The organism is Pseudomonas sp. TH34 (genome assembly GCF_016650865.1).
GTDB lineage: Bacteria > Pseudomonadota > Gammaproteobacteria > Pseudomonadales > Pseudomonadaceae > Aquipseudomonas > Aquipseudomonas yamanorum.
Window position 1 is genome coordinate 222,703 of sequence record NZ_JAEKFB010000035.1, and the last position, 23,706, is coordinate 246,408.

Sequence of the window (23,706 nt, forward strand, 5' to 3'; positions counted from 1 at the left end):
CCTCATCATTGTTTGGTCTGGCGCAGCAGCAAGGTGCCGCTGCGCTGGGTAAATTCAAGTTGTTTCAAAGCACTCATGCCCAGCAATACCTGTTCGTCGCCCAATCCCGGTACCACTATGGCGCGCACGTCCTGAAGGACGATATCGCCCAGTTGCAGACGGCCCAGCTCGGTCCGGAAGCCTTGGGTTCGCCCGTTGGCCGTACTCACGCCAACCGGCATGCCGCGTTTAAGCCCGAGACGGTCGGCCACTTCGGCCGGAACCGCCACGTCGGTCGCCCCGGTGTCGAGCATGAACTGCACCGGCTGACCGTTGATCTGGCCAGTGGCGACGAAATGCCCTTGGCCGTTGCCCAGCAGTTTTACTTCGATGTAACCCTCGTGTTGCTCCGAGGTGACTACGGCATTGGGATTTTCCTGACGTGCTTCCCACTGCCCAAAAAATCGTGTGGCCAAAAACAGGCCGGCGCCCCAGGCCACGAACATCAACACCCGTCCGGCGCGCTTGCCGGGTGGCTGGGCGCTCATGGCTTGGCGCTCCAGCCACCGGCAGGGGCGGCGAAACGATAGACCATCGGCCGTTTTTCACCATCGGCGCGCGGCTTGAAATTATTGTCGATGCCGATCCAGGCACCGTCTGCGTCTACCACCAGGGCTTCAGCCAAGCCATACGCCTGGGCGTAACGCCGATTCGGCGTCAGCGCTTCATCAGCAAACGACCAGCACAACTCCACCTTGGCCGTGACCGCGTCCCGGCGACACACCTGAAACGCATTGCGCTCCAGGGTAAACAGCTTGCCATTGAACAGTGCCAGGTCGGCAAAGTCCTTGGACACCGCCTTGGCCCCCGGGAATTGAGCCGGCTGCATTTCCTGGCCGGCCTCACTCAGCAATACACAAGGGCCGTCGCAATCCCAGAGGGTTTGCGGGCGCTTGATGGAAATCAGCCCGCGCCGCTCACGTTCGGCCGCAAGCCAGATTTGATTGCCTTCAGGATTCACCGCCAAGCCTTCGAACAACGCATTGAAGTGCAGCAACATGCCACTGGCCCGAGCCTCTCGCACCATGCCCGGGGCGATCTTCAGCCACTCAGGCTCACCGGTCACCGGCACTTGCAGCACCGCCGCGTGGGCTTCGCTGACGATGTAACGGTTGCCCGCCGCATCGCAGCTGATACCTTCAAAATCCAGGTCGCCACCGCGAATCAACGACGCCGCCTTGGTGCGTGAGCGCAAGCCAAAGGGCAAGCCGGATTCCGGCACCGGCGGCACATTGATCTTCACCGTTTCGGCCTGCCAGGTATCGGCACTGATATCGAGCCGGTAGATCTGGTCGTCGTCGCGGTCGGATACCGTCCACAACGCCTTACCGCATACAGCCAGGCCCGACAGGTTACCGCCGCGCATGCCTTCCACCGGGTGTTCCGACAACAGCTTCAGCTCAGCCGCAGGCGCTGCGGCCACCGAGGTGGCCGCCAACCCGCTCAACAACAGTATCGCCAGGGCGAAACCGCTGCGCATCAGCCCAGAACCTCGGCCAGGTTGCCCTTGGACTCCAGCCAGTTCTTGCGATCCGGCGCGCGTTTCTTCGCCAGCAACATGTCCATCATTTCCGAGGTAGCGGCGAAATCTTCCAGGGTCAATTGCACCAGGCGCCGGGTGTTCGGGTCCATGGTGGTTTCCCGCAATTGCGGCGGGTTCATCTCACCCAGGCCTTTGAATCGGGTGACCTGAGGCTTGCCGCGTTTCTTCTCGGCCACCAGGCGATCGAGGATGCCATCGCGCTCGGCTTCGTCCAGGGCGTAGAAAATCTCTTTGCCCAGGTCAATACGGTACAGCGGCGGCATGGCGACATAGACGTGACCGGCATCCACCAACGGGCGGAAGTGCTGGACGAACAGCGCACAGAGCAAGGTCGCAATGTGCAAACCGTCCGAGTCGGCGTCGGCGAGGATGCAGATTTTGCCGTAGCGCAACTGGCTCATGTCTGCCGCACCCGGGTCGACACCGATGGCCACGGCGATGTTGTGCACTTCCTGGCTGGCCAGCACTTCGCTGCCGTCGACTTCCCAGGTGTTGAGGATCTTGCCGCGCAGGGGCAGGATCGCCTGGAATTCCTTGTCCCGCGCTTGCTTGGCGGAGCCACCGGCGGAATCACCTTCCACCAGGAACAGTTCAGAACGCATCGGGTCTTGCCCGGCGCAGTCCGCCAGCTTGCCCGGCAGTGCCGGGCCCTGGGTGATGCGCTTGCGTTCGACTTTCTTGCTGGCCTTCAAGCGGCGGCCGGCGTTGTTGATCGCCAGCTCTGCCAGGGCCAGGCCCAATTCAGGGTGTTCGTTGAGCCACAGGCTGAAAGCGTCCTTGACCACACCGGAAACAAACGCCGCAGCCTCACGGGACGACAGGCGTTCCTTGGTCTGGCCGGAGAATTGCGGCTCCTGCATCTTCATCGACAGGACGAACGCGATTCGCTCCCAGACGTCTTCCGGTGCCAGCTTCACGCCGCGGGGCAGCAGGCTGCGGTATTCGCAGAATTCGCGCATGGCATCCAGCAAGCCCTGGCGCAAACCGTTGACGTGGGTACCGCCTTGGGCGGTCGGGATCAGGTTGACGTAGCTTTCCTGAACGCTGTCTCCGCCTTCCGGCAGCCACAGCAAGGCCCAGTCCACCGCTTCTTTATTACCGGCGAGGCTGCCGCAGAACGGCTCGTTGGGCAGGCGTTCGAATTCGCTGACGGAGTCTTCCAGGTAGGAGCGCAGTCCGTCTTCGTAATGCCACTCGACCTTTTCGCCGGTGCCTTTGTCTTCAAAGCTGACCAGCAGGCCCGGGCACAGGACAGCCTTGGCCTTGAGCACGTGCTTGAGGCGGCTGATGGAGAATTTGGGGGAATCGAAGTATTTCGGGTCCGGCGCGAAGTACACGCTGGTGCCGGTGTTGCGCTTGCCGACGGTGCCGATCACTTCCAGGTCGGTGGCTTTGTAGCCATCGGCGAAGGTCATCTGGTACTCGTTGCCGTCCCGCTTGACCTTGACCCGCACATGGTTCGACAGGGCGTTGACCACGGAGATACCCACACCGTGCAAGCCACCGGAGAACTGGTAGTTCTTGTTGGAGAACTTGCCGCCGGCGTGCAGCTTGGTGAGGATCAGCTCGACGCCCGACACCCCCTCTTCCGGGTGAATGTCCACCGGCATGCCGCGACCGTCGTCGGACACTTCCAGGGAATGGTCGGCGTGAAGGATGACTTGTACCGACTTGGCGTGCCCGGCCAAGGCTTCGTCGACACTGTTGTCGATGACTTCCTGGGCAAGGTGGTTCGGCCGACTGGTGTCGGTGTACATGCCGGGGCGTTTGCGCACCGGGTCGAGGCCCGAGAGGACTTCGATGGCGTCGGCGTTATAAGAGCTAGCGCTGGGAGTGGCCATGGGGTCTCGTCGTGAGTCGTTCGATTAAAAAGTAACCTGCGGTTTCACAATGCGGTGAAATCGAAGGATTGGTACTGATCTGCGCCAATGCCGGCAAAACTCAACAGCGCCGGTAACTGCTGGGCAAAGCCTTGGTAACCGTGGTCGCCACCGGCCTGGATGCGCAAGGCACAGGCCCGGTAATACTGCTGGGCGAGCCGATAATCCAGTGTTTCATCGCCGGTCTGCAACCACACCTGATAACGCTGGGGGTCCTGAGGCGCCGGTACTTCCAGCTCGGCCAGGGCTGCAACGTGATCATGGGTCAATTCCCAGGTCTCATCGGTGTAGAGATTCTTCTGGGTGCCCAGGTATCCGTCGAACATCCGATGAGGGCTGACTGCCGGGTTGACCAGCAAGGCGTTGAGGCCATGGCGTTCGGCAAGATGGGTTGCATAGTAGCCGCCGAGGGAGCTGCCTACCAGCAGTGGCCTTCCGAGGTCACGGATAGCCGCCTCCAACTGGGGGATCGCCTGGCGGGGGTGGTGATGCAGTGCCGGCACGCGCAACTGGTCGGCCAGACCGAGGCTGTCCATTACGGTGATCAACTGGCTGGCCTTGTTGGAGGCTGGAGCGCTGTTGAAGCCGTGGATATACAAGATCGATGCGGACATTCCGGGTCCTCTGTGGGTCAGCCAAAGAGGCGCAGTTTACAGGGAAATCTCAGTAGCCGTTGCTACCGTAATCCACCTGAAACGCAAAGCCCTGCACCCGCTCCACGCCGGTTTCCAACCGTCCGTCGGCATGCAGGCGCAGCCAGCGATAACCGGGCGCTTCCTCGCTCACCTTGAAGTCCTCGCTGCCGGGGGCGAACTGGATGCAGGTGGATGGCGAAGCCAGCAGACGCACGCCGTTGCGTTCGCGGTCGATTTCCTGATGCACATGCCCCCAAAGCACCGCACGCACCTGCGGGAACCGATCCAGTACCGCAAACAGCGCCTCAGGATTACGCAAACCGATGGGCTCCATCCAAGCACACCCAATCGACACCGGATGATGGTGAAAACACACCAGATGATGCCGAGTCGGCGCCTCACTCAACGATTGCGCCAACAGTTGCAGTTGCTGGTCCTGCAAATACCCCGGCACCGAGCCCGGCACCGCCGAGTCCAGCAGGGTGATTCGCCAGTTACCCACATCCACCACCGGCTCCAGCAACGCACTGTTGATCGCCGCTTGCAGCATCACCTGCGGCTCATCGTGATTCCCCGGAATCCAGCGCGCCGGCGCTTCAATCTGTCGGGTCATGTCACGAAACGCCTGGTAGGACTCCAGCGTGCCGTCCTGGGACAAATCCCCGGTGGCCAGCACCAGATCAATCTGCGGCTGCTGCGCCAGCACCAACTCGATCACCCGTTGCAGGCTCTCGCGGGTTTTCATGCCCAGCAGCCCGCCCTCCGCCTCGGCAAACAGGTGGCTATCGGACAACTGCACCAGCAACGCCGAAGCGTCAGGGTTCAAGGCGGATACGCTCGGCAAGGCGTTCTCCCAGGGCGTGATCACAGGAATGGACATTTGAGGCGATTATGCTGGGGCAGGACACAAAGAGGAAACCCGTGAAGCGGACGCAGTTCACATCTATCGAACGACTTCGAACTCGTGGCCCAGGGCCAGGCAGTGGCTCAACCATTCACCGAGGAACACATTGAGCTGTGCTTTCTCATCGGGCTGGTGCATGAACACATTGGGGTAAGGATAGATGCTGCGAAAGCGTCGTGCATGTTCGGCGCTGATCACTTCGGCCATGCGCGCGTCGTGGTACACCTGCACTTCCAGCTGCGGCACCGGCAGCCACGGCAGGCTGTGCTCCTGGCGCACCCGCAGGGTGGTGGTGTACGGGCAGTTCACGATCACTTCCAGGGTCAGCACGCCGAGCATCTGATCGCCGTGGGTCACGGCAATACGCCGCGCCTCGGGGGTGTGGCGCATATCCGGTAGCAGCCGCATGAGCCGTGCATAGTTGGCCTCGCAGGCTGCTTGCAGCCCGATCAGGTCAACCCGATATCGCTCCCGTGCCTTTACTGCCATAACCCCCTCACTTCCGCGCGATTAAGCGCAAGCCATTGCAGGGCAATAATGCTCGCTGCGTTGGAAATTTTACCGTCACGTACCGCTTGCAGGGCGTCTTCAAAGGCCCAGACGGTGACGCGGATATCTTCAGCTTCCTCTTCCAGTCCATGGACGCCACCGGCCCCGGCGCTTTCGCAACGGCCCAGGAACAAGTGGACAAATTCGGTGCTGCCACCCGGCGACGGAAAGTACTTCGTGATCGGCCAGAGTGCGGAGAATGTAAGGCCAGCTTCCTCTTCGGCTTCGCGGTGTGCAACCTCCTCCGGTTGCTCATCCTTGTCGATCAGGCCGGCAACCATTTCGATCAGCCACGGGTTGTCGGTACGGCCCATGGCGCCTATGCGAAACTGCTCGATCAGCACCACTTCATCGCGCTGCGGGTCGTAGGGCAGCACACACACGGCGTCATGACGAACAAAGACTTCGCGATTGAGCTCACGACTCATGCCACCATCAAACTTCTCGTGCCGCAGCTTCAGCCGATCCAGTTTGTAGAAGCCCTTGTAGGCATTGTCGCGCTGAACAATCTCGACCTTGCTCGGCGTCGATTTCGCTGTGTCCGTCATATCAACCCTCGTTTATTGCCTTGCGGTATCGAGGCGGCCTCGACATCGCGCCATCCTAACGCGCTCGAGCCCCTTGATGCAGCCCCTTTCCGGTTGCCGGGATAGACGGCGGGCGTCAAACTCACTCTAATCAGCTTAGTGGCGAACTGACTGCCTTGTCGGGAGTCGAAGCTCCACATTTTCACCTTTCCTCGATTTATGAAGGACACACATGTCGCTTTTAAAAATCGCCTCCGTGGCCTGTATCGCCTTGACCCTGGGTGCTTGCCAGAGCCTGTTCCAACCGAGCTATCTCAAGCCGCTGGACACCACCGCCGACGCCTCCGAGCAGATCAAACCCGGCTGCAGCAGCCCGGATTGCCCGCTGGTCAATATCGACACCGTACACTTCCCGTCCGAGCCGCAGCTGGACCAGATCATCGAGCAGCGCCTGCTGCAGATGGCCCGCACCTCGCCAGGCCAGAGCATGCCCGCAACCCTGAACGCCTACCGCGACAAGTTCTTGCGTGAGTCCCCTGACCGCAACAGCATGTACTTGCAGGCCAAGGTACGTGAGCAGCATGACGGACTGGTGATCATCGAAGTGTCCAGCTATCTGGACACCGGCACCGCCCACGGCGAGCCGGGCCGCGGCTTCATCAACTATTCACGCCTGCTGCACAAAGAGCTGAGCCTGACCGACATGCTGTTGCCGGGCCAGGAAGATGCGTTCTGGAAGACCGCGAAAGTCGCCCACAACAACTGGCTGATCAACTCGCAGATGGACCGCGACCCGGAGTTCGTGAAGAACTGGCCGTTCCAGAAAACCCCGAATGTGGCGCTGACCAGCAATGGCGTGGTGCTCAAGTACAACGTGACCACCATCGCGCCCTACGCATTGGGGCTGATCGAGATGACCATCCCCTATGCGCGCCTGACCGGCGTGATCAAGCCTGAGCTGGTGCCCGCACGCCACTGAAGGCCCGGCCCAGGATGAAGTGCAACAGCCCTGCCAGCACCAGCGCCGGCAGGGTCGCGCCGACATCCGGGTACAGATTCGCCAGCAAGTGATAAGTACTGACGCCACCGAGCCAGGCCAACAGCGCCGGCCAGCGCAGGTTGGCAGCGACGCCAAGGCCACGGCGGCGCAGGATGAAGTGATCCACCAGCACCACGCCAAACAGCGGCGCGAACACCGAGCCGATCAGCAGCAGGAAGTTCTGGTACTGCGCCAACGGCGCGAAGCAGGCGATCAGCGTGCAGATAACGCCGATGGCCAACGCTAGGTGCTCGACTTTCAAGCGCAACAGAATCCCGCTGGACACCGCCGCCGAGTGAATATCGGCGAAGGCGTTTTCTGATTCATCCAGCAGGATCAGCAGCAGCGGAATCCCCAGGCCAGCCCCGGCCAATGCCAGCAGTAACGCATTCACTTCACCGCTCGGCGCAAACGCCAGGGTGTAGGCCACGCCCAGGCTCATCAGCCAGAAGTTACCGATAAAGAAACCCAGCGCCGTGCCGCCGAACACGTTTTTCGCGCGTTTGCCGAAGCGTGAGTAGTCGGCAATCAGTGGCAGCCAGGACAGCGGCATGGCGATGGCGATATCGAAGCCCACGGCGAATGGCATCGAACCGTCACCGGCCTGAGCCCAGAGTACAGCCAGGTCGGCTTTGGCGAACAGGTTCCAGGTCAGCCACAGGCAGGCGGCCAGCAACAGCCAGATGCCCCACTTGCGCAGGATCTGCCGCACAAAAGTCAGCGGACCGCTGACGGCGAGCAAGGTCGCGAGGGCGCCGAATACCAGGGTCCAGAACAATGGGCTGGTCAGCAGGCTGCCTTCGCTGAACGCGCGGGCGCCCAACAGGCTGGCGGCGTCGCGCATCACGATGATTTCGAACGAGCCCCAGCCGATCAGTTGCAGCAGGTTCAGCAGCGCCGGCAGGCTTGCGCCCTTGGTGCCGAGGCTGAGTTTGAGGGCAGCCATGGAGGACAGGCCGGTGTCGCTGCCGATCACGCCGACGGCGGCCAGCAGCAGGACGCCGACCAGGGTGCCGAGGAAGATCGCCAGCAACGAGCCGGACAGGCCCAGGCCCGGCGCCAACAGCGCGCCGGTTTGCAGGACCATCAGGCCGATGCCCAGGGAAAACCACAAGGAGAAGAGATCGCGGGCGCCGAAGACGCGTTTGTCGGCGGGCACCGCGATGTCTGGGGAATAGGTGCTGGGTTGAATGCTCAAGGGTGTTATCTCAGAGGGACATGATCGTTCCCACGCTCTGCGTGGGAATGCCGCTTTGGACGCTCTGCGTCCGCTTTTGTGACGCGCAGCGTCACGGGATGCATTCCCACGCGGAGCGTGGGAACGATCATCGGGTTCAGACCTTTTTGTACAGCTGACTACCTTCCTGCTTGAACCGCTCCGCCTGCTCTGCCAGTCCCTTGGCCACGTCCACATCCACCGCTTCAATGCGCTGGTTGGCCGCGTACTCACGCACTTCCTGGGTGATTTTCATCGAGCAGAATTTCGGCCCGCACATCGAGCAGAAATGCGCGACCTTGGCCGAGTCCTTCGGCAAGGTTTCGTCGTGGTACGAACGCGCCGTGTCCGGGTCCAGGCCCAGGTTGAACTGGTCCTCCCAGCGGAATTCGAAGCGCGCCTTGCTCAATGCGTTGTCACGAATCTGCGCCCCCGGATGCCCCTTGGCCAAGTCCGCCGCATGCGCTGCGATCTTGTAGGTGATGATCCCGGTCTTTACGTCATCCTTGTTCGGCAGGCCCAAGTGTTCCTTCGGCGTGACGTAGCAGAGCATGGCGCAACCGAACCAGCCGATCATCGCCGCCCCGATGCCCGAGGTGATGTGGTCATAACCCGGCGCGATGTCGGTGGTCAGCGGGCCGAGGGTGTAGAACGGCGCCTCGTCGCAGCACTCCAGCTGCTTGTCCATGTTCTCCTTGATCAGCTGCATCGGCACGTGGCCCGGGCCTTCGATCATGGTTTGCACGTCGTGCTTCCAGGCGATCTTGGTCAGTTCGCCGAGGGTTTCCAGTTCACCGAATTGTGCGGCGTCGTTGGCGTCGGCAATCGAACCCGGCCGCAGGCCGTCTCCCAGGGAGAAGCTGACGTCGTAGGCCTTCATGATTTCGCAGATTTCGTCGAAATGGGTGTAGGTGAAGTTCTCTTTGTGGTGCGCCAGGCACCACTTGGCCATGATCGAACCGCCACGAGAAACGATGCCGGTGACGCGCTTGGCGGTCAGCGGCACGTAGCGCAGCAACACGCCGGCGTGGATGGTGAAGTAATCGACGCCCTGCTCGGCCTGTTCGATCAGGGTGTCGCGGAACAGCTCCCAGGTCAGGTCTTCAGCGGCGCCGCCGACTTTTTCCAGAGCCTGATAGATCGGCACGGTACCGATCGGCACCGGCGAGTTGCGGATGATCCACTCGCGGGTTTCATGGATGTGCTTGCCGGTGGACAGGTCCATCACCGTGTCCGAACCCCAGCGAATGCCCCACGTCAGTTTCGCCACTTCTTCTTCGATGGACGAACCCAGGGCGCTGTTGCCGATGTTGCCGTTGATCTTCACCAGGAAGTTACGGCCGATGATCATCGGTTCCAGTTCGGTGTGGTTGATGTTGGCCGGGATGATCGCGCGGCCACGGGCGATTTCTTCGCGCACAAATTCCGGGGTGATGATTTTCGGCACGCTGGCGCCGAAGCTGTGGCCGGCGTGTTGCTGATCCAGCAGGCCGGCGGCACGGGCTTCTTCCAGCTTCATGTTTTCGCGGATGGCAACGTATTCCATCTCGGCGGTGATGATGCCTTTGCGGGCGTAGTGCATCTGGGTGACGTTGGCCCCGGCCTTGGCGCGGCGCGGGTTTTTCACGTGGGCGAAACGCAGCGCGGTCAGTTCGGCATCGCTCAGGCGCTGTTGGCCGAAGTGCGAGCTCAAGCCCGACAGACGCTCGGTGTCGCCACGGGATTCGATCCACGGCGAACGCACATCGCCCAGGCCCTTGCGCACGTCGATGATCACATTCGGGTCGGTGTAGGGGCCTGAGGTGTCGTAGACCACCACGGGCGCGTTGATTTCGCCGCCGAAGTCGGTGGGGGTCACATCAAGGCTGACTTCACGCATCGGCACGCGGATATCCGGACGGGTGCCCTGGACGTAGATTTTTTGCGAGCGGGTAAACGGCTGCACGGAACCGGAGTCAACCTTGGCCGATTCGCTCAAGTGCACGGTGTTTTTTGATTTTTGGCTTTTTAATTCGATGCTCATCACGGGCTCTCCAACTATCCAGGTGGTGGATTTTTGTCGGAGCGAACCTGTGACGGATGGACGCACTGTGACAGTGCTGTGCTTGGCGCACGGGCTGTTCGATTGTCGAACAACATCCCGGACGAAGCACAAGAGGACTCGCCGGGTGACGAGAAATCTTGTTCCCTACGCAGGCGCTAACCTGATCAGGTTCAACGGGATCCGGTATTTACCGATCTCAGCCTTCCAACAAGGCACCCCGACAAGAACGCGGCCAGTCTAGACCATGGAGCAGGCAAATTGCCAATGACGGTGCATTCATCGTGATGAATGGCGTAATTACAGGATTGTTGTGCCGTGATAGCGCCACTACACTCGGTGACTGCTCAAGGTCTTGACGCCAGGAATGGGCCGCCTTAGCCTTGGGCTCCAAATTATCGCCGTAATATTTACTCTAGGGATCGCCTCATGCTGCGCAAACTTTCACTGGCTCTCGCCGTGTCTTGTGCGACCAACGGACTGGTCTGGGCAGCTGAAGCGCCCCTGACGACCAAAACCGACCTGGTCAGCGTCTACCAGGAAGCGGTGGACAACAACGCCGACCTGGCCGCCGCCCGCGCCCAATACGGCGCGCAGAAAGAAGTGGTGCCCCAGGCCCGCGCCGGTTTGCTGCCGAACCTGTCGGCCGGTGCCGACATCAATAATGTGCGCACCCAGCTGGACCAACCCGCCGCCACGGTCAACCGCGACGCCCATTCCTGGCGTGCGACCTTGAGCCAGCCGCTGTTCCGCGCTGATCGGTGGTTCCAGCTGCAAGCCGCCGAAGCAGTCAATGAACAGGCTGCACTGCAACTCTCGGCCACCGAACAGAACCTGATCCTGCAAAGCGCCGAAAACTACTTTGCCGTACTCCGTGCCCAGGACAACCTGGCCTCGACCAAGGCCGAAGAAGCCGCATTCAAGCGCCAACTGGACCAGTCCAATGAACGCTTTGACGTTGGCCTGTCGGACAAGACCGACGTGCTGCAATCCCAGGCCAGCTACGACACCGCCCGCGCCAACCGGATCCTGGCCCAGCGCCAGGTGGACGACGCCTTCGAAGCGCTGATCACCCTGACCAACCGCCAGTACAACTCAATCCAGGGCATCGTGCACACGCTGCCGGTGCTGCCGCCGTCGCCGAACGACGCCAAAGCCTGGGTCGAAACCGCCGGCCGCCAGAACCTGAACCTGCTGGCCAGCAACTATGCGGTCACCGCCGCCGAAGAAACCCTCAAGCAACGCAAGGCCGGCCACGCGCCGACCCTGGATGCCGTGGCGCAATATGAAAAAGGTGACAATGACGCCCTGGGCTTCAGCAACCCGAGCGCCTTCGGCCAGCCGTATCACGGTGACGTGTCGCAACGCACTGTAGGCTTGCAGTTGAGGATCCCGCTGTACAGCGGCGGCCTGACCAGCTCGCAAGTGCGCGAATCCTATTCCCGCCTGGGGCAGACCGAGCAGCAGCGCGAAGGCCTGCGTCGCCAAGTGGTGGAAAACACCCGTAACCTGCACCGCGCGGTGAACACCGATGTGGAGCAGGTGCAGGCGCGCCGTCAGTCGATCATCTCCAACCAGAGCGCGGTGGAAGCCACGGAAATCGGTTACCAGGTGGGTACGCGCAACATCGTCGATGTGCTGGACGCCCAGCGCCAGCTGTACACCTCGGTGCGCAACTACAACAACAGCCGCTACGACTACATCCTCGACAACCTGCGGTTGAAGCAGGCGGCGGGCACATTGAACCCCGGGGACTTGCAGGATTTGGCGCGGTATTTGAAGGCAGACTACAACCCGGACAAGGACTTCCTGCCACCGGACCTGGCCAAGGCGGCTGCGGAGCAGTTGAAGGCTAACCCGGGTTATTAACGACAACACATAGCCCATGTGGGAGCTGGCTTGCCTGCGATTGCATCACCTCGGTTTGACTGATGTACCGAGGTGGCTGTATCGCAGGCAAGCCAGCTCCCACATTTGATTTTGTGTTGTCAGGGGTTAAGCAGTCTGCCCAACCCATCCAGCAAACGCTTCAACGCCCCCTGATTGGCGCGCATCACCGCCAGCCCCGCCTGCCCCATCTTCTGCGCATCCTGCGGCAGCTCGAACAAGCGCTGCACCGCCACCGCCAACCCCTCGGCATCGTCCACTTCCTGCAACGCGCCGGCGTCGCGCATCATTGCGCTGATTTCCAGGAAGTTGAACACGTGGGGCCCGCAAATCACCGGTTTGGCCAGCGCCGCCGGCTCCAGCGGGTTATGCCCGCCCGTGGCGACCAGGCTGCCGCCGACAAAGGCGCTGTCGGCCAAGGCATACAGGAACAGCAACTCGCCCATGGTGTCGCCCAGCAACACGGAAGTCTGCGCCGTTACCGCCTCGCCACTGGAGCGACGCACCGTGGCGAAACCCTGCTGCTGGCACAGCTCGAACATCGGGTTGAAGCGCTCTTGATGGCGCGGCACCAGAATCAGCAAGGCATTGGGATAGCTGGCGAGCAACTGGCGATGGGCGGCGAGCACCACTTCATCTTCGCCTTCGTGGGTGCTGGCGGCTATCCATACCGGGCGTTCGCTGGCGTGCCATTGCTCACGCAAGGCGGCGGCGCGCTCCAGCAGTTGCGGGTCGATGGTCAGGTCGAACTTTATCGAGCCGGTGACCTCGACCGTCTCGGGCCGTGCACCCAGGCTGCGAAAACGCTCGGCCTCGGTTTCGGTCTGGACGGCGAACAGGCTCATTTCCGCCAGCATCGGCGCCGTCAGCTTGGCGAAACGTCCGTAACCCTTGGCCGAACGGGCCGACAAGCGCGCATTGGCCAATGCCACGGGGATCCCGCGCTTGGCGCATTGGTGTATATGGTTGGGCCACAGCTCGGTCTCAATGATCACCGCCAGTTTCGGCTGCACGCGATCGAGAAAACGCTGGGCTGCACAGGGCAAATCGTACGGCAGGTAGCAGTGCTGGATGCGCGGTTCGTTGGCGAACAACGCCTGGATGCGCTCGGAACCGGTGGGCGTCATGCAGGTGACGGTGATCGGCAGCTGTGGATAACGCTCCAGCAGGCCACGAATCATCGGTGCGGCGGCGATGCTTTCGCCGACTGACACGGCGTGCACCCAGATCCCGCCAGGCTGCATCACCGGCAAGCCGTAGGAAAAGCGCTCACCCACGCGCTTGGCATAAGCCGGCGCCTTGCGTGAGCGCAGCCACAGACGTAAAGCCACCAACGGCAGCGCCAGGTAAAACAGACAGCTGTAGAGAGTTCTATTCATGGCGGCGGAGTTTATCGGCTTTTTCAGTCGATCGCCTGCAAGCACTCGGCAAAACGTTCGGCGAAGAAACGCGCGGCCGGGCCGAGGGGCTCATCGCGGCGCCACACCAGTTCCACCACCAGCGCCGGCGGGGTCCACTCGCTGTTCAGTTCAACCATCTGGTTCTGGTAGGTTGGGTACTGCACCACATGTCGCGGCAACCACGCCCAACCCAGGCCGCGGACCAGCCATTCCGCCAACACGTAGAAACTGTCGGCGCGCCATACTTGCGGGCTCGCGGCCTCGCTGCCGGGGTAAACGCTGGTCTGCGTGGACATCAACAGTTGGCGATACTGCGCCAGCCGCTGGCAATCGACGAACGCTTCCTTGGCCATGGGATGCCCGACGCCGCACACGGTGACCATTTCAACGCTGCCCACCACCCGACGCTCCAGAGCTTCGGGGATTTGATCGTGATAGAACAACATCCCCAAGTCCGCCTTGCGCTCCACCAGCTTGCGCGCGACATCGCCTTGAGCACTGCTGGAAAGCTGCACCTCCAGATTCGGAAATTTTCCCGCCAATCTTTCCAGGCTATTAAGCACCGGCTGATAGAGCATGGCTTCATCCTGGGCCAGGCGCAGGCAGGCTTCCTCCCCACGCATCAACGACAAGGCGCGGCCATTCAGGCGCTCGCACTGGCGCAAGACCTCCCGCGCCTCTTCGAGCAATACCGTGCCGGCCTCGGTCAATCGGGGTTGGCGGCCACTGCTGCGATCGAACAGACACACGCCCAGGTCTGCCTCCAACAGCGCAATCCCATTGCTGACCGCCGACTGCGCCCTGCGCTGGTCTCGCGCCGCCGCCGAAAACGAACGCTGCTCGGCGACACTGACAAACAGGCGCATTTGCTCAAGATTCCACTGCACGCTCATGGCCCAACCCATCTTTAAATCGGATAGGTAATGACTTTACCGCATCTGGTAAATCTCTAGAATGCCGACCTAATCAAGCGACCCTGTACCGAGGATTTACCCATGAACGCCGCCTACTATTACCTGGCCATTGCCATCTGCTCGGAAGTGATCGCTACCGTTTCCATGAAAGCGATCAAGGGGTTCAGCACGCCGATCCCGCTATTGCTGGTGATCGTCGGCTACGGCGTGGCCTTCTGGATGCTCACGCTGGTGGTGCGCACCGTACCGGTGGGCGTGGCATATGCGGTGTGGGCCGGGATGGGCATTGTCATGGTTAGCATCGCTGCATTGTTTATCTATGGGCAGAAACTGGATATCCCGGCGATGCTGGGAATGGGCCTGATTGTGCTTGGGGTGGTGGTGATTCAGTTGTTCTCGAAAACGGCCGGGCACTGAGCGTTCACATGAGGCTCAACTGAGGCTGAAACTCGCAGCCTCGTTTCACTCGACAGCTCCTACGGTGCGCCTGTCATTAGGGAGCGTTGGGGCGAAGATTCACTTCATGAGCCTGTATACTGCGCAGCCTGTCTTGAACACTGAGGTCGCTGCATGCCATCCGTTATTTCCACCGACGTTCTGATTGTCGGCGCCGGAGTTGCCGGCCTCTGGCTCAATGCGCGCCTGCGCCGCCAGGGGTTTTCCACAATACTGGTGGAAAGCGCCACCCTCGGTGGCGGGCAAAGCGTGAAGTCCCAGGGGATCATCCACGGCGGTGCGAAATACGCATTGCATGGTGCCCTGACCGGCGCCTCCGAAGCCATCGCCGACATGCCCCGCCGCTGGCGCGAAGCCTTGGCGGGCAACGGCGAGCTGGATCTTTCCGGTGTTCGCTTGCTGTCCGAAGCCCACTATTTGTGGTCGCCGGGCACCATCGCCGGCAACCTCACCAGCTTCTTCGCGAGCAAGGCCGTGCGCGGCCGCGTGGATCAAGTGAAGGGCGATGACCTGCCACCGGCCCTGCAAGACCGCCGCTTCAAGGGCAAGGTCTACCGCCTGGCCGAACTGGTGATCGATGTCCCGAGCCTGATCGAACGCCTGGCGCAACTGGCCGGTGACGGCTTGCTCGCCGGGGAGAAGATCGAGCCGTTAATGGAAGACGGCACGCTGGCAGGCTTGAAGGTCGATGGCCGCGAGATCCGCGCCCAGCGTATCGTGCTTAGCGCCGGTGGCGGCACCGCGGATTTGCTCAGCGCCCTGGGCCTGAGCCAACCCGCCATGCAACGCCGACCGCTGCACATGATCATCGCCAAGGGCCCCGGCCTGAAGCCGCTCTATGCCCATTGCCTGGGTGGCGGCACCAAGCCACGCATCACCGTGACCACGCACCCCGCCGCCGATGGCAATTGGGTGTGGTACCTGGGCGGTGATATCGCCGAGGCCGAAGGTGTCGCCCGTACCCCGGAACAGCAGATCGCCAACGCACAAAAGGAGTTGGCGCAGCTGCTGCCCTGGATCGACATGAGCCAAACACAGTGGGCAACCCTGCGCGTAGACCGCGCCGAACCGTTGCAATCTGGCCTGACCCGCCCGGACAACGCCTTCCTCGCCGAGCAGGATCGCCTGTTGGTGGGATGGCCGACCAAGCTGGCATTGGCGCCGGACTTCGCTGATCGGGTGATCAACGCACTGGAACGTGACGGCATCAAGCCAAGTGCCACGGAAACGCTCCCCGAACTGCCAAAACCCGCCATCGCCCAACCTGCCTGGGAGCAACTGCTGCCATGACCCTGCCGACCCTGCATGACCTTCATCGCCCGTTGGGCAGTACCGGCCTGCTGGTTTCGCCGCTGGGTTTGGGCACCGTCAAGCTGGGCCGCGACCAAGGGGTGAAATACCCCAGCGGCTTCCAGATTCCCGATGACGATGCCGCGCGGATGCTGCTGCGCCAGGCCCGGCAATTGGGCATCAACCTGATCGACACCGCCCCTGCCTATGGCCGCAGCGAAGAACGCCTGGGCCCGCTGTTGCGCGGCCAGCGCCAGGAATGGGTGATCGTCAGCAAGGTGGGTGAGGAGTTCGCCGAGGGCGTGTCCCATCACGATTTCAGCGCGGCCCACACCCGGCTTTCAGTGGAGCGCAGCCTGAAACGACTTGAAACGGATTTTATCGACCTGGTGCTGGTGCACTCCGACGGCAACGACCTGCACATCCTCAACGACTGCGAGGTTTACCAGACCCTGGCGGACCTCAAGCGTGAGGGCAAGATCCGTGGTTTCGGCTTCTCCGGCAAAACCGTCGAGGGCGGCGTAAAGGCTCTGGAACAAGGCGATTGCGCCATGGTCACCTACAATCTGAACGAACAGGCCGAAAAAGCCGTCATTGATTATGCGGCCGCCCACGGCAAAGGCATCCTGGTGAAAAAGGCACTAGCCAGTGGCCATGTCTGCCTGGAATCAGGAGTGGATCCAATTTACGCCAGTTTCATGTTGTTGTTTGCGCAAACCGGCGTCGCCAGTGCTATTGTCGGGACCATTAATCCGCTGCACCTCGCCCATAACGTAGCGACCGCTGCCAAGGTCATTCGCCAACTCTGATGCCGCCGACGCGGCCGACCCCGACGCAAGAAGGAGCCGACATGGCGCGAACGCTCATTAGAAAAAACCCGAGTAACTTTAAAACACTGCCGCTGCATGTCGAAGCCACGCCCGAAGGCTTGAGTTACCAGAGCGTCGGCATGCCGCTCAACTTCGCCCAGACCCTGCAACGGCGCAAGCCGGTGGAGGTGAAAGACACTGAGCGTTTCGTGCTGGAGCTGGCCAACCTTGGTGTCTCGGTGCGCCTGACGCTGCATTGGCAGAACCGTGATTACTGGGTGCTGGTGCGCCAGCGTCGGCAAGACCGTGGCGACGTTGTGCTCAAGCTGATCTCCGGTTATGTGCCGGCCCACGAACTGAACCTGCCACTGCACACCGCCATCCAGGAAATCGCCGAGGAATGCCTGCTGGAAACCCCGGAAGGCTGGCTGGGCGGGCGCTTCAACGACACGTGGCTGCCCGCCCCCTACTCCTCCGCCCTGCACTACCGCGAAGCGTTGCCGTTTCGCCTCTCACCGCTGTCCGGGGCCGCGCGCCCGGTGCGCTGCGCCACCATGCAGTTGATTGAACGGCCACGGGCTTACGTGCACCTGCCGACGGCTTCGCTGCAGTTGATTTATGACTTGCGCCTGGAAGTGCCCAAGGAAGCAAAGTCCCTGAGCCTGTTTCATGTGGACGAGCGCCTGGAGGGTGACCAACTGGTGGCCCGCCTGGACCGGCAACGCCCGGACCTGTACCTGATGCCGCTCAAGGACGGACAGCCGTGTGCAGAGCTGTATACCTTGAAGAAGGATCAGCTGTATCCGGCGAGTACGCGAGGGTTGTATCTGGCAGAGAGCTTTGCCCAACAGGAAGGCTGGGTGGTGCGTGATGAGCGGATCCGCTGGAAGGATTGGCTACGCCAGCAAGGGCTGAGTGCGCCAGAGAAAGAGTCGAAATTGAAGCGGTTGACGGGTAAGGCGCGGCAGATCTTGCGCAAGATCGTGCCGAAGAAAAAAGCCAACCCGTAACCGGACGCCAGGTCGCGGCAGTCAAATGTGGGAGCGGGCTTGCTCGCGAATGCGGTGTGTCAGTCACCGCATCTGCCCGCTGATCCACCGCTTTCGCGAGCAAGCCCGCTCCCACACAAGCCCGCCCCCACAATCAGTTACTGCGGATTTTTTCCACAATCGCGGTGGTCGAGCTGTTTTCCACCAGCCCCAGCACTTTGACCTTGCCACCGTAGGCACTGACGATATCGGCACCGACCACCTGGTCGACCGAATAATCACCGCCCTTGACCAGTACGTCCGGCTTGACCTGAGCCAACAGGTTTTCCGGTGTCCCCTCGGCAAAGCTGATCACCCAGTCCACCGCCCCCAAGCCCGCCAGTACCGCCATGCGACGGTCAACACTGTTGATCGGGCGACCAGGCCCTTTCAGGCGGCTGACTGACGCATCGTCGTTGACCGCCACGATCAAGCGATCGCCTTGGGCCCGCGCCTGCTCCAGGTAGGTGACGTGACCGGCGTGAAGGATGTCGAAGCAACCATTGGTGAAGACAATGCTCTCTTTATGGGCACGGGCATCGTCAATTGCCAACAGCAGTTGTTCGATACTCAACACACCACGCTCCGAACCCTCGGAACGCTGGATGGCGCGGCGCAGCTCAGGTGCGCTGATGGCAGCCGTACCCAGTTTGCCAACCACAATGCCCGCTGCAAGATTGGCCAGGGCCACTGCGTGGGGCAACTCTTCACCGGCGGCAATGGAGGCCGCCAGGGTAGAAATCACTGTGTCGCCGGCACCGGTCACGTCGAACACTTCACGGGCGCGCGCTGGCAGGTGCATCGCAGGGTGATCAGGGCGCAGCAAGGTCATGCCGTGTTCGCCACGGGTCACCAGCAGGGCGCCCAGGTCGAGGTCGGCCATGAGTTTGGCACCCTTGGTCACCAGCTCGTGCTCATCGACGCAACCGCCGACGATGGTTTCAAATTCGCTGAGGTTCGGCGTGATCAGGCTCGCGCCCCGATAAATCGAGAAGTCCTTGCCCTTGGGATCCGCCAGCACCGGAATGCCTCGGGCCTTGGCGGCCTGGATCAGCATCTGGTGGTTTCTCAAGGCGCCTTTGCCGTAATCGGACAGCACCAGCACCTTGATGCCTTCGAGCAACTCGTCGACCTGGGCACTGAGGGCCAGGGCGTCGGTGGCGAAGGGTTCTTCAAAATCGATACGCAGCAATTGCTGGTGCCGGCTCATGACCCGCAGCTTGACGATGGTCGGCTGGTGGGGAATACGCTGGAACAACGCACGCACACCAGCCCCCCGCAGGCTGTTGGCCAGGCTGTCGGCGGCTTCGTCGTCGCCGGTCACACCCACCAGGGAGGCCGGGGCGCCGAGAGCGGCAATATTGAGGGCAACGTTGGCAGCGCCACCTGGACGGTCTTCGATTTGCTCGACCTTGACTACCGGTACCGGTGCCTCAGGGGAAATCCGTGAGGTACCGCCATGCCAGTAACGGTCGAGCATGACATCGCCGACCACCAAGACAGGGGCTTGATCGAATCGCGGCATGGACAACTTCATGGAGCAACCCACATACAAAATGAACAGGGGCGCGATATTACCACAGGGTTGTCAAAGGCTTGTCGGGGTGTGCAGAGAAGATGTTGCGAGGGTAATGGAGTGAGGGGCCAGGCCCCTCACTCCGGCACTTCAGGTGATGTCGGCCGGGATCGGCGCGTCCAGGCCCATGGCGTGCAGGCGGGCGTAATAACCGTTTTGCGCCAGCAGTTCGCCGTGGGTACCGCGCTCGACAATCCGGCCATCGTCCATCACCAGGATCAGGTCGGCTTTCTCGATGGTCGACAGGCGGTGGGCGATCACCAGGGTCGTGCGGCCTTGCATGACCTTGTCCAGGGCCGCCTGGATATGGCGCTCCGACTCGGTATCCAGCGCCGAGGTCGCCTCGTCGAGGATCAGCAATGGCGCGTTCTTGAGCAGGGCCCGAGCAATGGCCAGGCGCTGGCGTTGGCCACCGGACAGCAGCACGCCGTTTTCGCCGACCTGGGTATCGAAGCCTTTGGGCAACTGGTCGATGAAGTCCTTGGCATAGGCATCGGCCGCCGCCGCCTCGACATCGGCCCGCGGTGCACCGGCCAGGTCACCGTAGGCGATGTTGTTGGTCACGGTGTCGCTGAACAGGGTCACGTGCTGGGTCACCTGGGCGATGTGCCGACGCAGGTTGAGCAGGCGATAGTCTTCGATTTCCACGCCATCCAGCAGGATCTCACCGCTCTCGTGGTGGTAGAAACGCGGGATCAGGCTGGCCAGGGTCGACTTGCCGCTGCCCGAACGGCCCACCAGGGCAACCATCTGCCCGGGCTCTGCGGTAAAGGTGATGTCCTTGAGGACATGGCGCTCGGTGCCCGGGTAGGTGAAGTTCAGGTTGCGCACTTCCAGGCGGCCGCTGACCTTGTCGCGCTCGATGGTACCGCGATCGATTTCTACATCCTCGTCCAACTGCTCGAAAATGCTTTCGGCACCGGCTACGCCTTTCTGGATGGTCGAGCTGACTTCAGAGAGCTGACGAATCGGCTTGGGCAACAGGCCGGCCAAGGTGATGTAGGCCACCATGTCACCTGCGGAAGCATCGCCGCGAAGGTACAGAACCAGGAACATCAGCACCGCCATGGCGCTGTAGATCACCAGTTGCAGCGCCGGCGTGTAGATCGCGCCGGTACGGGTCATGCGCAGTTGCTTGTTGGTGTTGCTCAGGCTGGCCTTGAGGAAGCGCTTCTGCTCATACACCTCACCACCGAAGCTGCGCACCACGCGGTAGCCCTGGATGGTTTCCGAGGCAACGTGGGTGACGTCACCCATTGCAACCTGGATCTTCTTGCTCTGCTTGCGGAATTTCTTGCTCGCGGTGCTGACCATCACTGCAATCAACGGCAGGATGGCAATCATCACCAAGGTCAGGCGCCAGTTCATATACAGCAGCGAGGCGAACAGGAAGATCACCGTCATGCCTTCGCGAATCACCACCTTGATGGCATCGGTCGCCGCACCGGTGACCATGGTCACGTTGAAGGTGATGCGGGAAATCAGGTGCCCGGAGTTGTGATTGTCGAAATAGCGATTCGGCAAGGTCAGCAAGTTATTGAACAGTTGCACCCGCAGGTCATGCACCAGGCCCAGGGAAACCTTGGCCAGCAGGTAGTTGCCCAGGAACGAGCCGAGGCCCTGCCACGCGGCGATCAGGATGATCAGCAGCGGCACGGCCTGCAGCAGTTGCAGGTCCCGCAGGCCAGGTACCGTGGGGAACAACACCGCTTCAGGGTTGGACAGGCCATCGACAAAGTACTTGAGGATGTAGCCCAGCATCGGCTGGGTCGACGCGAAAATCAGAAAGCCGACGATACTCAGCGCGAACAAGCCGGCATAAGGCTTAACGTAGCTGAGCAGACGGAAGTATATTTTCAAGCTCGAAGGGCTTGCGCTCGGACTGGAGTCGGTCATATCACGCGGCGGTTTTGAAAAAGGAGGCTGACTTTAGCACAGCTTCTCTGTTGTACTTGCACGCAGCACAACCGCGGCCCCGTTGGACCCAACGGGCGACATTGTATAGCCACTACTTTAGTATGGTCGGCTTTCTTTATTCTGGAACGGCTTTTCTGTATGCAATCCAAGCGCCTTACATATGGCTCAAACCGCGTTTTCGACTTCCTCTGTCTGTGGATTCTGCCCATTGGCTTGTTGCTGCTCCTGAGTGCGCTGTTCTTCGTTACCAATCGAAATGTGCTGCACAGGTTTTACTACCTGCTGTTCGCCGCGCCGACACTGTTGCTGCTGTGCCTGCGCCCGACGGAACTTAAGCAGGTATTGCGCGAGCCCCTGGCGATTGCCTTCCTGGTTTTCTCGGGCTGGGCGCTCATCAGCCTGTTCTGGAGCCCTGAGCCCACGATAGACTCCGACTTGTTCAAGCGGCCACCGAATACCTTCACGTTGTTTGCCGGTTTGGGACTGTTGCTGCATTACCGCAACGAGCTGTTCAAGCCGATCTTCTTCTGCGCCGCGCTGATTGCACTGATCTCCAGTGCCTGCAGCCTGGTGGCTTTTGCCCCCCACTTCGCGGAGGGCGCGCGAATGATCGGCGGGCGCGGGGCTCTTGATAATGCGCTACTGAGCTCTCACGTATTCGGATTCTTCTGCGTCTACTGGCTGTACGTTTGCATGACCACCCAGCGTGCGCACGTACTCTGGTTCAGCGTTCCGGCACTGGCAATCATGGCCGCTGCAGTGTTGGCCACCGGTTCGAGAACGCCGCTGGTTGCCCTGGTCCTCGCCGTACTCTGGATGAGTTTCACCACTCGCAATCGGCGCGCGGCCCTGCTGATCACCTGTATGACGCTGGGGGCTGCGGCGCTGTTGCTGCTCTATCCCGAACTGATCACCAATCGTGGCAGCTCGTTCCGCTTCGAAATCTGGGGCATGTCGCTTGAGCGTATCGCCGAACACCCCTGGATCGGCCACAGCTACGACTCAGAACTGTACCTGACCATCGCAGGCGATACCGAACTGCGCGAGCCCCACAGCTTTGCTCTGGGCGTGCTGTATTACGTCGGCATCATCGGCTTCATCCCATGGGCCTTCATGCTCGGCTGGGGCCTGTACAAAAGCCTCAAGGAACGTGCGCAGCCGTTGTTCATCCTGGCCTCCTCCCTGCTGGCCTACGGCATCGGTGCCGGCCTGACCGAAGGCGGCGGCATTCTCTCGCGGCCAAAAGAACACTGGTTCCTGCTATGGATCCCGCTGGCGCTGATCGCCGGCCTGAGCATCGCCCAGCGTCGTCGCAGCCTGCTGCGCATGCCGGTTCAACGCCTGAAACCTCAAGACTTCGAACAGCTGTGCGCCAACGCCCACGTGATTGAAGCCGATGGCCTGGGGCCCAAGGTCCTGCGCCTGGAGGATGGCAGCTTCCTCAAGCTGTTCCGCCCTCGTCGCTGGTACACCTCGGGCAGCTTCAATCCCTATTCGGAACGCTTTGCCAGCAACAGTGAGCAACTGCGTGCATTGGGGATTCCATCACCGGTCATCCTCAATCTCTATCAGTTAAAGGATGCCAGCAGCGCCGTACGTTATCAGCCGCTGCCAGGCCTGACCCTGCGCCAGGCCCTGCAAAGCCTGGACAGCAGCCTGCGGGAATCATTGATTGAGCGTTTCGGCCGGTTCATGGCCCAGCTCCACGAGCGCGGCGTGTACTTCCGTTCCCTGCATCTGGGTAACGTGCTGTTGATGGATGACGGCGAGTTCGGCCTGATTGACGTGGCCGACATGCGCATCTACCCGTCAGCCCTGCGTAACGCCCTGCGCCAGCGCAACCTGCGGCATATGCAGCGTTATCCCCAGGATCGCAACTGGCTGTTCGAAACCCATTTCGAGCAATTGGCCAAGGGCTATGCCTCGGTTGCTTCGCCAAGCGCCACGGCGAAGATCCGTGAACAGGTGCTGAAGCTCAATAATCCGGTCGCGCAGGTCGCTAGCCCGGCCAAGTGATGGTGTGAACCGCTGAGGTTCCAAGTCCCTGGCCATTGCG

General features: G+C 61.4%; 20 protein-coding genes and 1 riboswitch. Of the genes, 7 read left to right on the forward strand and 13 right to left on the reverse strand.

The annotated features are described in order from the left end of the window. Window positions 1–5: 5 nt before the first annotated feature. The 7 genes from JFU58_RS30330 to JFU58_RS30360 form a co-directional block, all read right to left on the reverse strand. A complete protein-coding gene (locus JFU58_RS30330; protein ID WP_063033402.1) occupies window positions 6–527 on the reverse strand; it encodes a retropepsin-like aspartic protease family protein in 522 nt (173 codons plus the stop codon). Then, window positions 524–1,519, reverse strand: coding sequence for an esterase-like activity of phytase family protein (locus JFU58_RS30335; protein WP_017478324.1), 996 nt, complete (start codon window positions 1,517–1,519; stop codon window positions 524–526). Before JFU58_RS30335 ends, JFU58_RS30330 begins: the two co-directional genes overlap by 4 nt. Continuing rightward, window positions 1,519–3,423: a DNA topoisomerase IV subunit B gene (parE, locus tag JFU58_RS30340; RefSeq protein ID WP_003209518.1), complete on the reverse strand. Its 1,905-nt coding sequence runs from the start codon at window positions 3,421–3,423 to the stop codon at window positions 1,519–1,521. The genes JFU58_RS30335 and parE overlap by 1 nt, the downstream gene beginning before the upstream one ends. Before the next feature lie 44 nt (window positions 3,424–3,467). After that, window positions 3,468–4,076, reverse strand: coding sequence for a YqiA/YcfP family alpha/beta fold hydrolase (locus JFU58_RS30345; protein ID WP_063033404.1), 609 nt, complete (start codon window positions 4,074–4,076; stop codon window positions 3,468–3,470). Window positions 4,077–4,125: 49 nt separating this feature from the next. Beyond that, a complete protein-coding gene (cpdA, locus tag JFU58_RS30350) occupies window positions 4,126–4,941 on the reverse strand; it encodes a 3',5'-cyclic-AMP phosphodiesterase (RefSeq protein WP_177025971.1) in 816 nt (271 codons plus the stop codon). A gap of 99 nt (window positions 4,942–5,040) precedes the next feature. Next, entirely contained in the window at window positions 5,041–5,490 is a 450-nt protein-coding gene (locus tag JFU58_RS30355; RefSeq protein ID WP_003209507.1) for a DUF1249 domain-containing protein, read from the reverse strand. Continuing rightward, complete coding sequence (locus tag JFU58_RS30360) at window positions 5,481–6,098, reverse strand: NUDIX domain-containing protein (protein ID WP_063033405.1); 618 nt, start codon at window positions 6,096–6,098, stop codon at window positions 5,481–5,483. Before JFU58_RS30360 ends, JFU58_RS30355 begins: the two co-directional genes overlap by 10 nt. Before the next feature lie 211 nt (window positions 6,099–6,309). Here JFU58_RS30360 and JFU58_RS30365 point away from each other — a divergent pair, with 211 nt between their 5' ends. Next, on the forward strand, window positions 6,310–7,056 hold the full coding sequence (locus JFU58_RS30365) for an RsiV family protein (RefSeq protein ID WP_063033406.1): 747 nt from the start codon (window positions 6,310–6,312) through the stop codon (window positions 7,054–7,056). On the opposite strand, the gene cytX is transcribed toward JFU58_RS30365, so the two are convergent. Then, window positions 7,025–8,314, reverse strand: coding sequence for a putative hydroxymethylpyrimidine transporter CytX (gene cytX, locus JFU58_RS30370; protein WP_063033407.1), 1,290 nt, complete (start codon window positions 8,312–8,314; stop codon window positions 7,025–7,027). The two genes, JFU58_RS30365 and cytX, sit on opposite strands and share 32 nt — an antisense overlap. Before the next feature lie 136 nt (window positions 8,315–8,450). Then, window positions 8,451–10,355: a phosphomethylpyrimidine synthase ThiC gene (gene thiC / locus JFU58_RS30375; RefSeq protein WP_008439122.1), complete on the reverse strand. Its 1,905-nt coding sequence runs from the start codon at window positions 10,353–10,355 to the stop codon at window positions 8,451–8,453. Between the two features lie 145 nt (window positions 10,356–10,500). Continuing rightward, window positions 10,501–10,606, reverse strand: a riboswitch (TPP riboswitch). Between the two features lie 196 nt (window positions 10,607–10,802). Between thiC and JFU58_RS30380 the strand changes: the two genes are divergently transcribed. Then, window positions 10,803–12,242, forward strand: coding sequence for a TolC family outer membrane protein (locus JFU58_RS30380; protein WP_063033408.1), 1,440 nt, complete (start codon window positions 10,803–10,805; stop codon window positions 12,240–12,242). A 119-nt stretch (window positions 12,243–12,361) separates the two neighbouring features. On the opposite strand, the gene waaA is transcribed toward JFU58_RS30380, so the two are convergent. Further along, complete coding sequence (waaA, locus tag JFU58_RS30385) at window positions 12,362–13,639, reverse strand: lipid IV(A) 3-deoxy-D-manno-octulosonic acid transferase (protein WP_201143006.1); 1,278 nt, start codon at window positions 13,637–13,639, stop codon at window positions 12,362–12,364. Between the two features lie 23 nt (window positions 13,640–13,662). Beyond that, a complete protein-coding gene (locus tag JFU58_RS30390) occupies window positions 13,663–14,553 on the reverse strand; it encodes a LysR family transcriptional regulator (protein WP_201143007.1) in 891 nt (296 codons plus the stop codon). 102 nt (window positions 14,554–14,655) lie between these two features. On the opposite strand from JFU58_RS30390, the gene JFU58_RS30395 reads away from it, so the two are divergent. From JFU58_RS30395 to JFU58_RS30410, 4 genes are all read left to right on the forward strand, one after another. Beyond that, window positions 14,656–14,991, forward strand: a complete 336-nt coding sequence (locus JFU58_RS30395; RefSeq protein WP_003209492.1) for a DMT family transporter — start codon at window positions 14,656–14,658, stop codon at window positions 14,989–14,991. Window positions 14,992–15,144: 153 nt separating this feature from the next. After that, entirely contained in the window at window positions 15,145–16,320 is a 1,176-nt protein-coding gene (locus tag JFU58_RS30400) for an NAD(P)/FAD-dependent oxidoreductase (protein ID WP_201143008.1), read from the forward strand. Then, window positions 16,317–17,129 (forward strand): aldo/keto reductase, encoded by an 813-nt coding sequence (locus JFU58_RS30405; RefSeq protein WP_063033412.1) that lies wholly within the window; start codon window positions 16,317–16,319, stop codon window positions 17,127–17,129. Before JFU58_RS30400 ends, JFU58_RS30405 begins: the two co-directional genes overlap by 4 nt. A gap of 41 nt (window positions 17,130–17,170) precedes the next feature. Beyond that, window positions 17,171–18,139 (forward strand): hypothetical protein, encoded by a 969-nt coding sequence (locus JFU58_RS30410; protein WP_063033413.1) that lies wholly within the window; start codon window positions 17,171–17,173, stop codon window positions 18,137–18,139. A gap of 133 nt (window positions 18,140–18,272) precedes the next feature. On the opposite strand, the gene hldE is transcribed toward JFU58_RS30410, so the two are convergent. Together hldE and msbA are read right to left on the reverse strand one after the other, a co-directional pair. Next, window positions 18,273–19,694, reverse strand: coding sequence for a bifunctional D-glycero-beta-D-manno-heptose-7-phosphate kinase/D-glycero-beta-D-manno-heptose 1-phosphate adenylyltransferase HldE (gene hldE, locus JFU58_RS30415; protein WP_026078080.1), 1,422 nt, complete (start codon window positions 19,692–19,694; stop codon window positions 18,273–18,275). A 129-nt stretch (window positions 19,695–19,823) separates the two neighbouring features. Then, window positions 19,824–21,629: a lipid A export permease/ATP-binding protein MsbA gene (msbA, locus tag JFU58_RS30420; protein WP_201143009.1), complete on the reverse strand. Its 1,806-nt coding sequence runs from the start codon at window positions 21,627–21,629 to the stop codon at window positions 19,824–19,826. Between the two features lie 159 nt (window positions 21,630–21,788). Here msbA and JFU58_RS30425 point away from each other — a divergent pair, with 159 nt between their 5' ends. After that, a complete protein-coding gene (locus JFU58_RS30425) occupies window positions 21,789–23,666 on the forward strand; it encodes an O-antigen ligase family protein (RefSeq protein WP_201143010.1) in 1,878 nt (625 codons plus the stop codon). Window positions 23,667–23,706: the final 40 nt, after the last annotated feature.

Excerpts from the sequence above, each read along its gene's own strand:
- JFU58_RS30330 (WP_063033402.1), bottom strand. The coding sequence starts at position 527 with ATGAGCGCCCAGCCACCCGGCAAGCGCGCCGGACGGGTGTTGATGTTC.
- JFU58_RS30335 (WP_017478324.1), bottom strand. The coding sequence starts at position 1,519 with ATGCGCAGCGGTTTCGCCCTGGCGATACTGTTGTTGAGCGGGTTGGCG.
- parE (WP_003209518.1), bottom strand. The coding sequence starts at position 3,423 with ATGGCCACTCCCAGCGCTAGCTCTTATAACGCCGACGCCATCGAAGTC.
- JFU58_RS30345 (WP_063033404.1), bottom strand. The coding sequence starts at position 4,076 with ATGTCCGCATCGATCTTGTATATCCACGGCTTCAACAGCGCTCCAGCC.
- JFU58_RS30355 (WP_003209507.1), bottom strand. The coding sequence starts at position 5,490 with ATGGCAGTAAAGGCACGGGAGCGATATCGGGTTGACCTGATCGGGCTG.
- JFU58_RS30360 (WP_063033405.1), bottom strand. The coding sequence starts at position 6,098 with ATGACGGACACAGCGAAATCGACGCCGAGCAAGGTCGAGATTGTTCAG.
- JFU58_RS30365 (WP_063033406.1), top strand. The coding sequence starts at position 6,310 with ATGTCGCTTTTAAAAATCGCCTCCGTGGCCTGTATCGCCTTGACCCTG.
- thiC (WP_008439122.1), bottom strand. The coding sequence starts at position 10,355 with ATGAGCATCGAATTAAAAAGCCAAAAATCAAAAAACACCGTGCACTTG.
- JFU58_RS30380 (WP_063033408.1), top strand. The coding sequence starts at position 10,803 with ATGCTGCGCAAACTTTCACTGGCTCTCGCCGTGTCTTGTGCGACCAAC.
- waaA (WP_201143006.1), bottom strand. The coding sequence starts at position 13,639 with ATGAATAGAACTCTCTACAGCTGTCTGTTTTACCTGGCGCTGCCGTTG.
- JFU58_RS30390 (WP_201143007.1), bottom strand. The coding sequence starts at position 14,553 with ATGAGCGTGCAGTGGAATCTTGAGCAAATGCGCCTGTTTGTCAGTGTC.
- JFU58_RS30395 (WP_003209492.1), top strand. The coding sequence starts at position 14,656 with ATGAACGCCGCCTACTATTACCTGGCCATTGCCATCTGCTCGGAAGTG.
- JFU58_RS30400 (WP_201143008.1), top strand. The coding sequence starts at position 15,145 with ATGCCATCCGTTATTTCCACCGACGTTCTGATTGTCGGCGCCGGAGTT.
- JFU58_RS30405 (WP_063033412.1), top strand. The coding sequence starts at position 16,317 with ATGACCCTGCCGACCCTGCATGACCTTCATCGCCCGTTGGGCAGTACC.
- JFU58_RS30410 (WP_063033413.1), top strand. The coding sequence starts at position 17,171 with ATGGCGCGAACGCTCATTAGAAAAAACCCGAGTAACTTTAAAACACTG.
- hldE (WP_026078080.1), bottom strand. The coding sequence starts at position 19,694 with ATGAAGTTGTCCATGCCGCGATTCGATCAAGCCCCTGTCTTGGTGGTC.
- msbA (WP_201143009.1), bottom strand. The coding sequence starts at position 21,629 with ATGACCGACTCCAGTCCGAGCGCAAGCCCTTCGAGCTTGAAAATATAC.
- JFU58_RS30425 (WP_201143010.1), top strand. The coding sequence starts at position 21,789 with ATGCAATCCAAGCGCCTTACATATGGCTCAAACCGCGTTTTCGACTTC.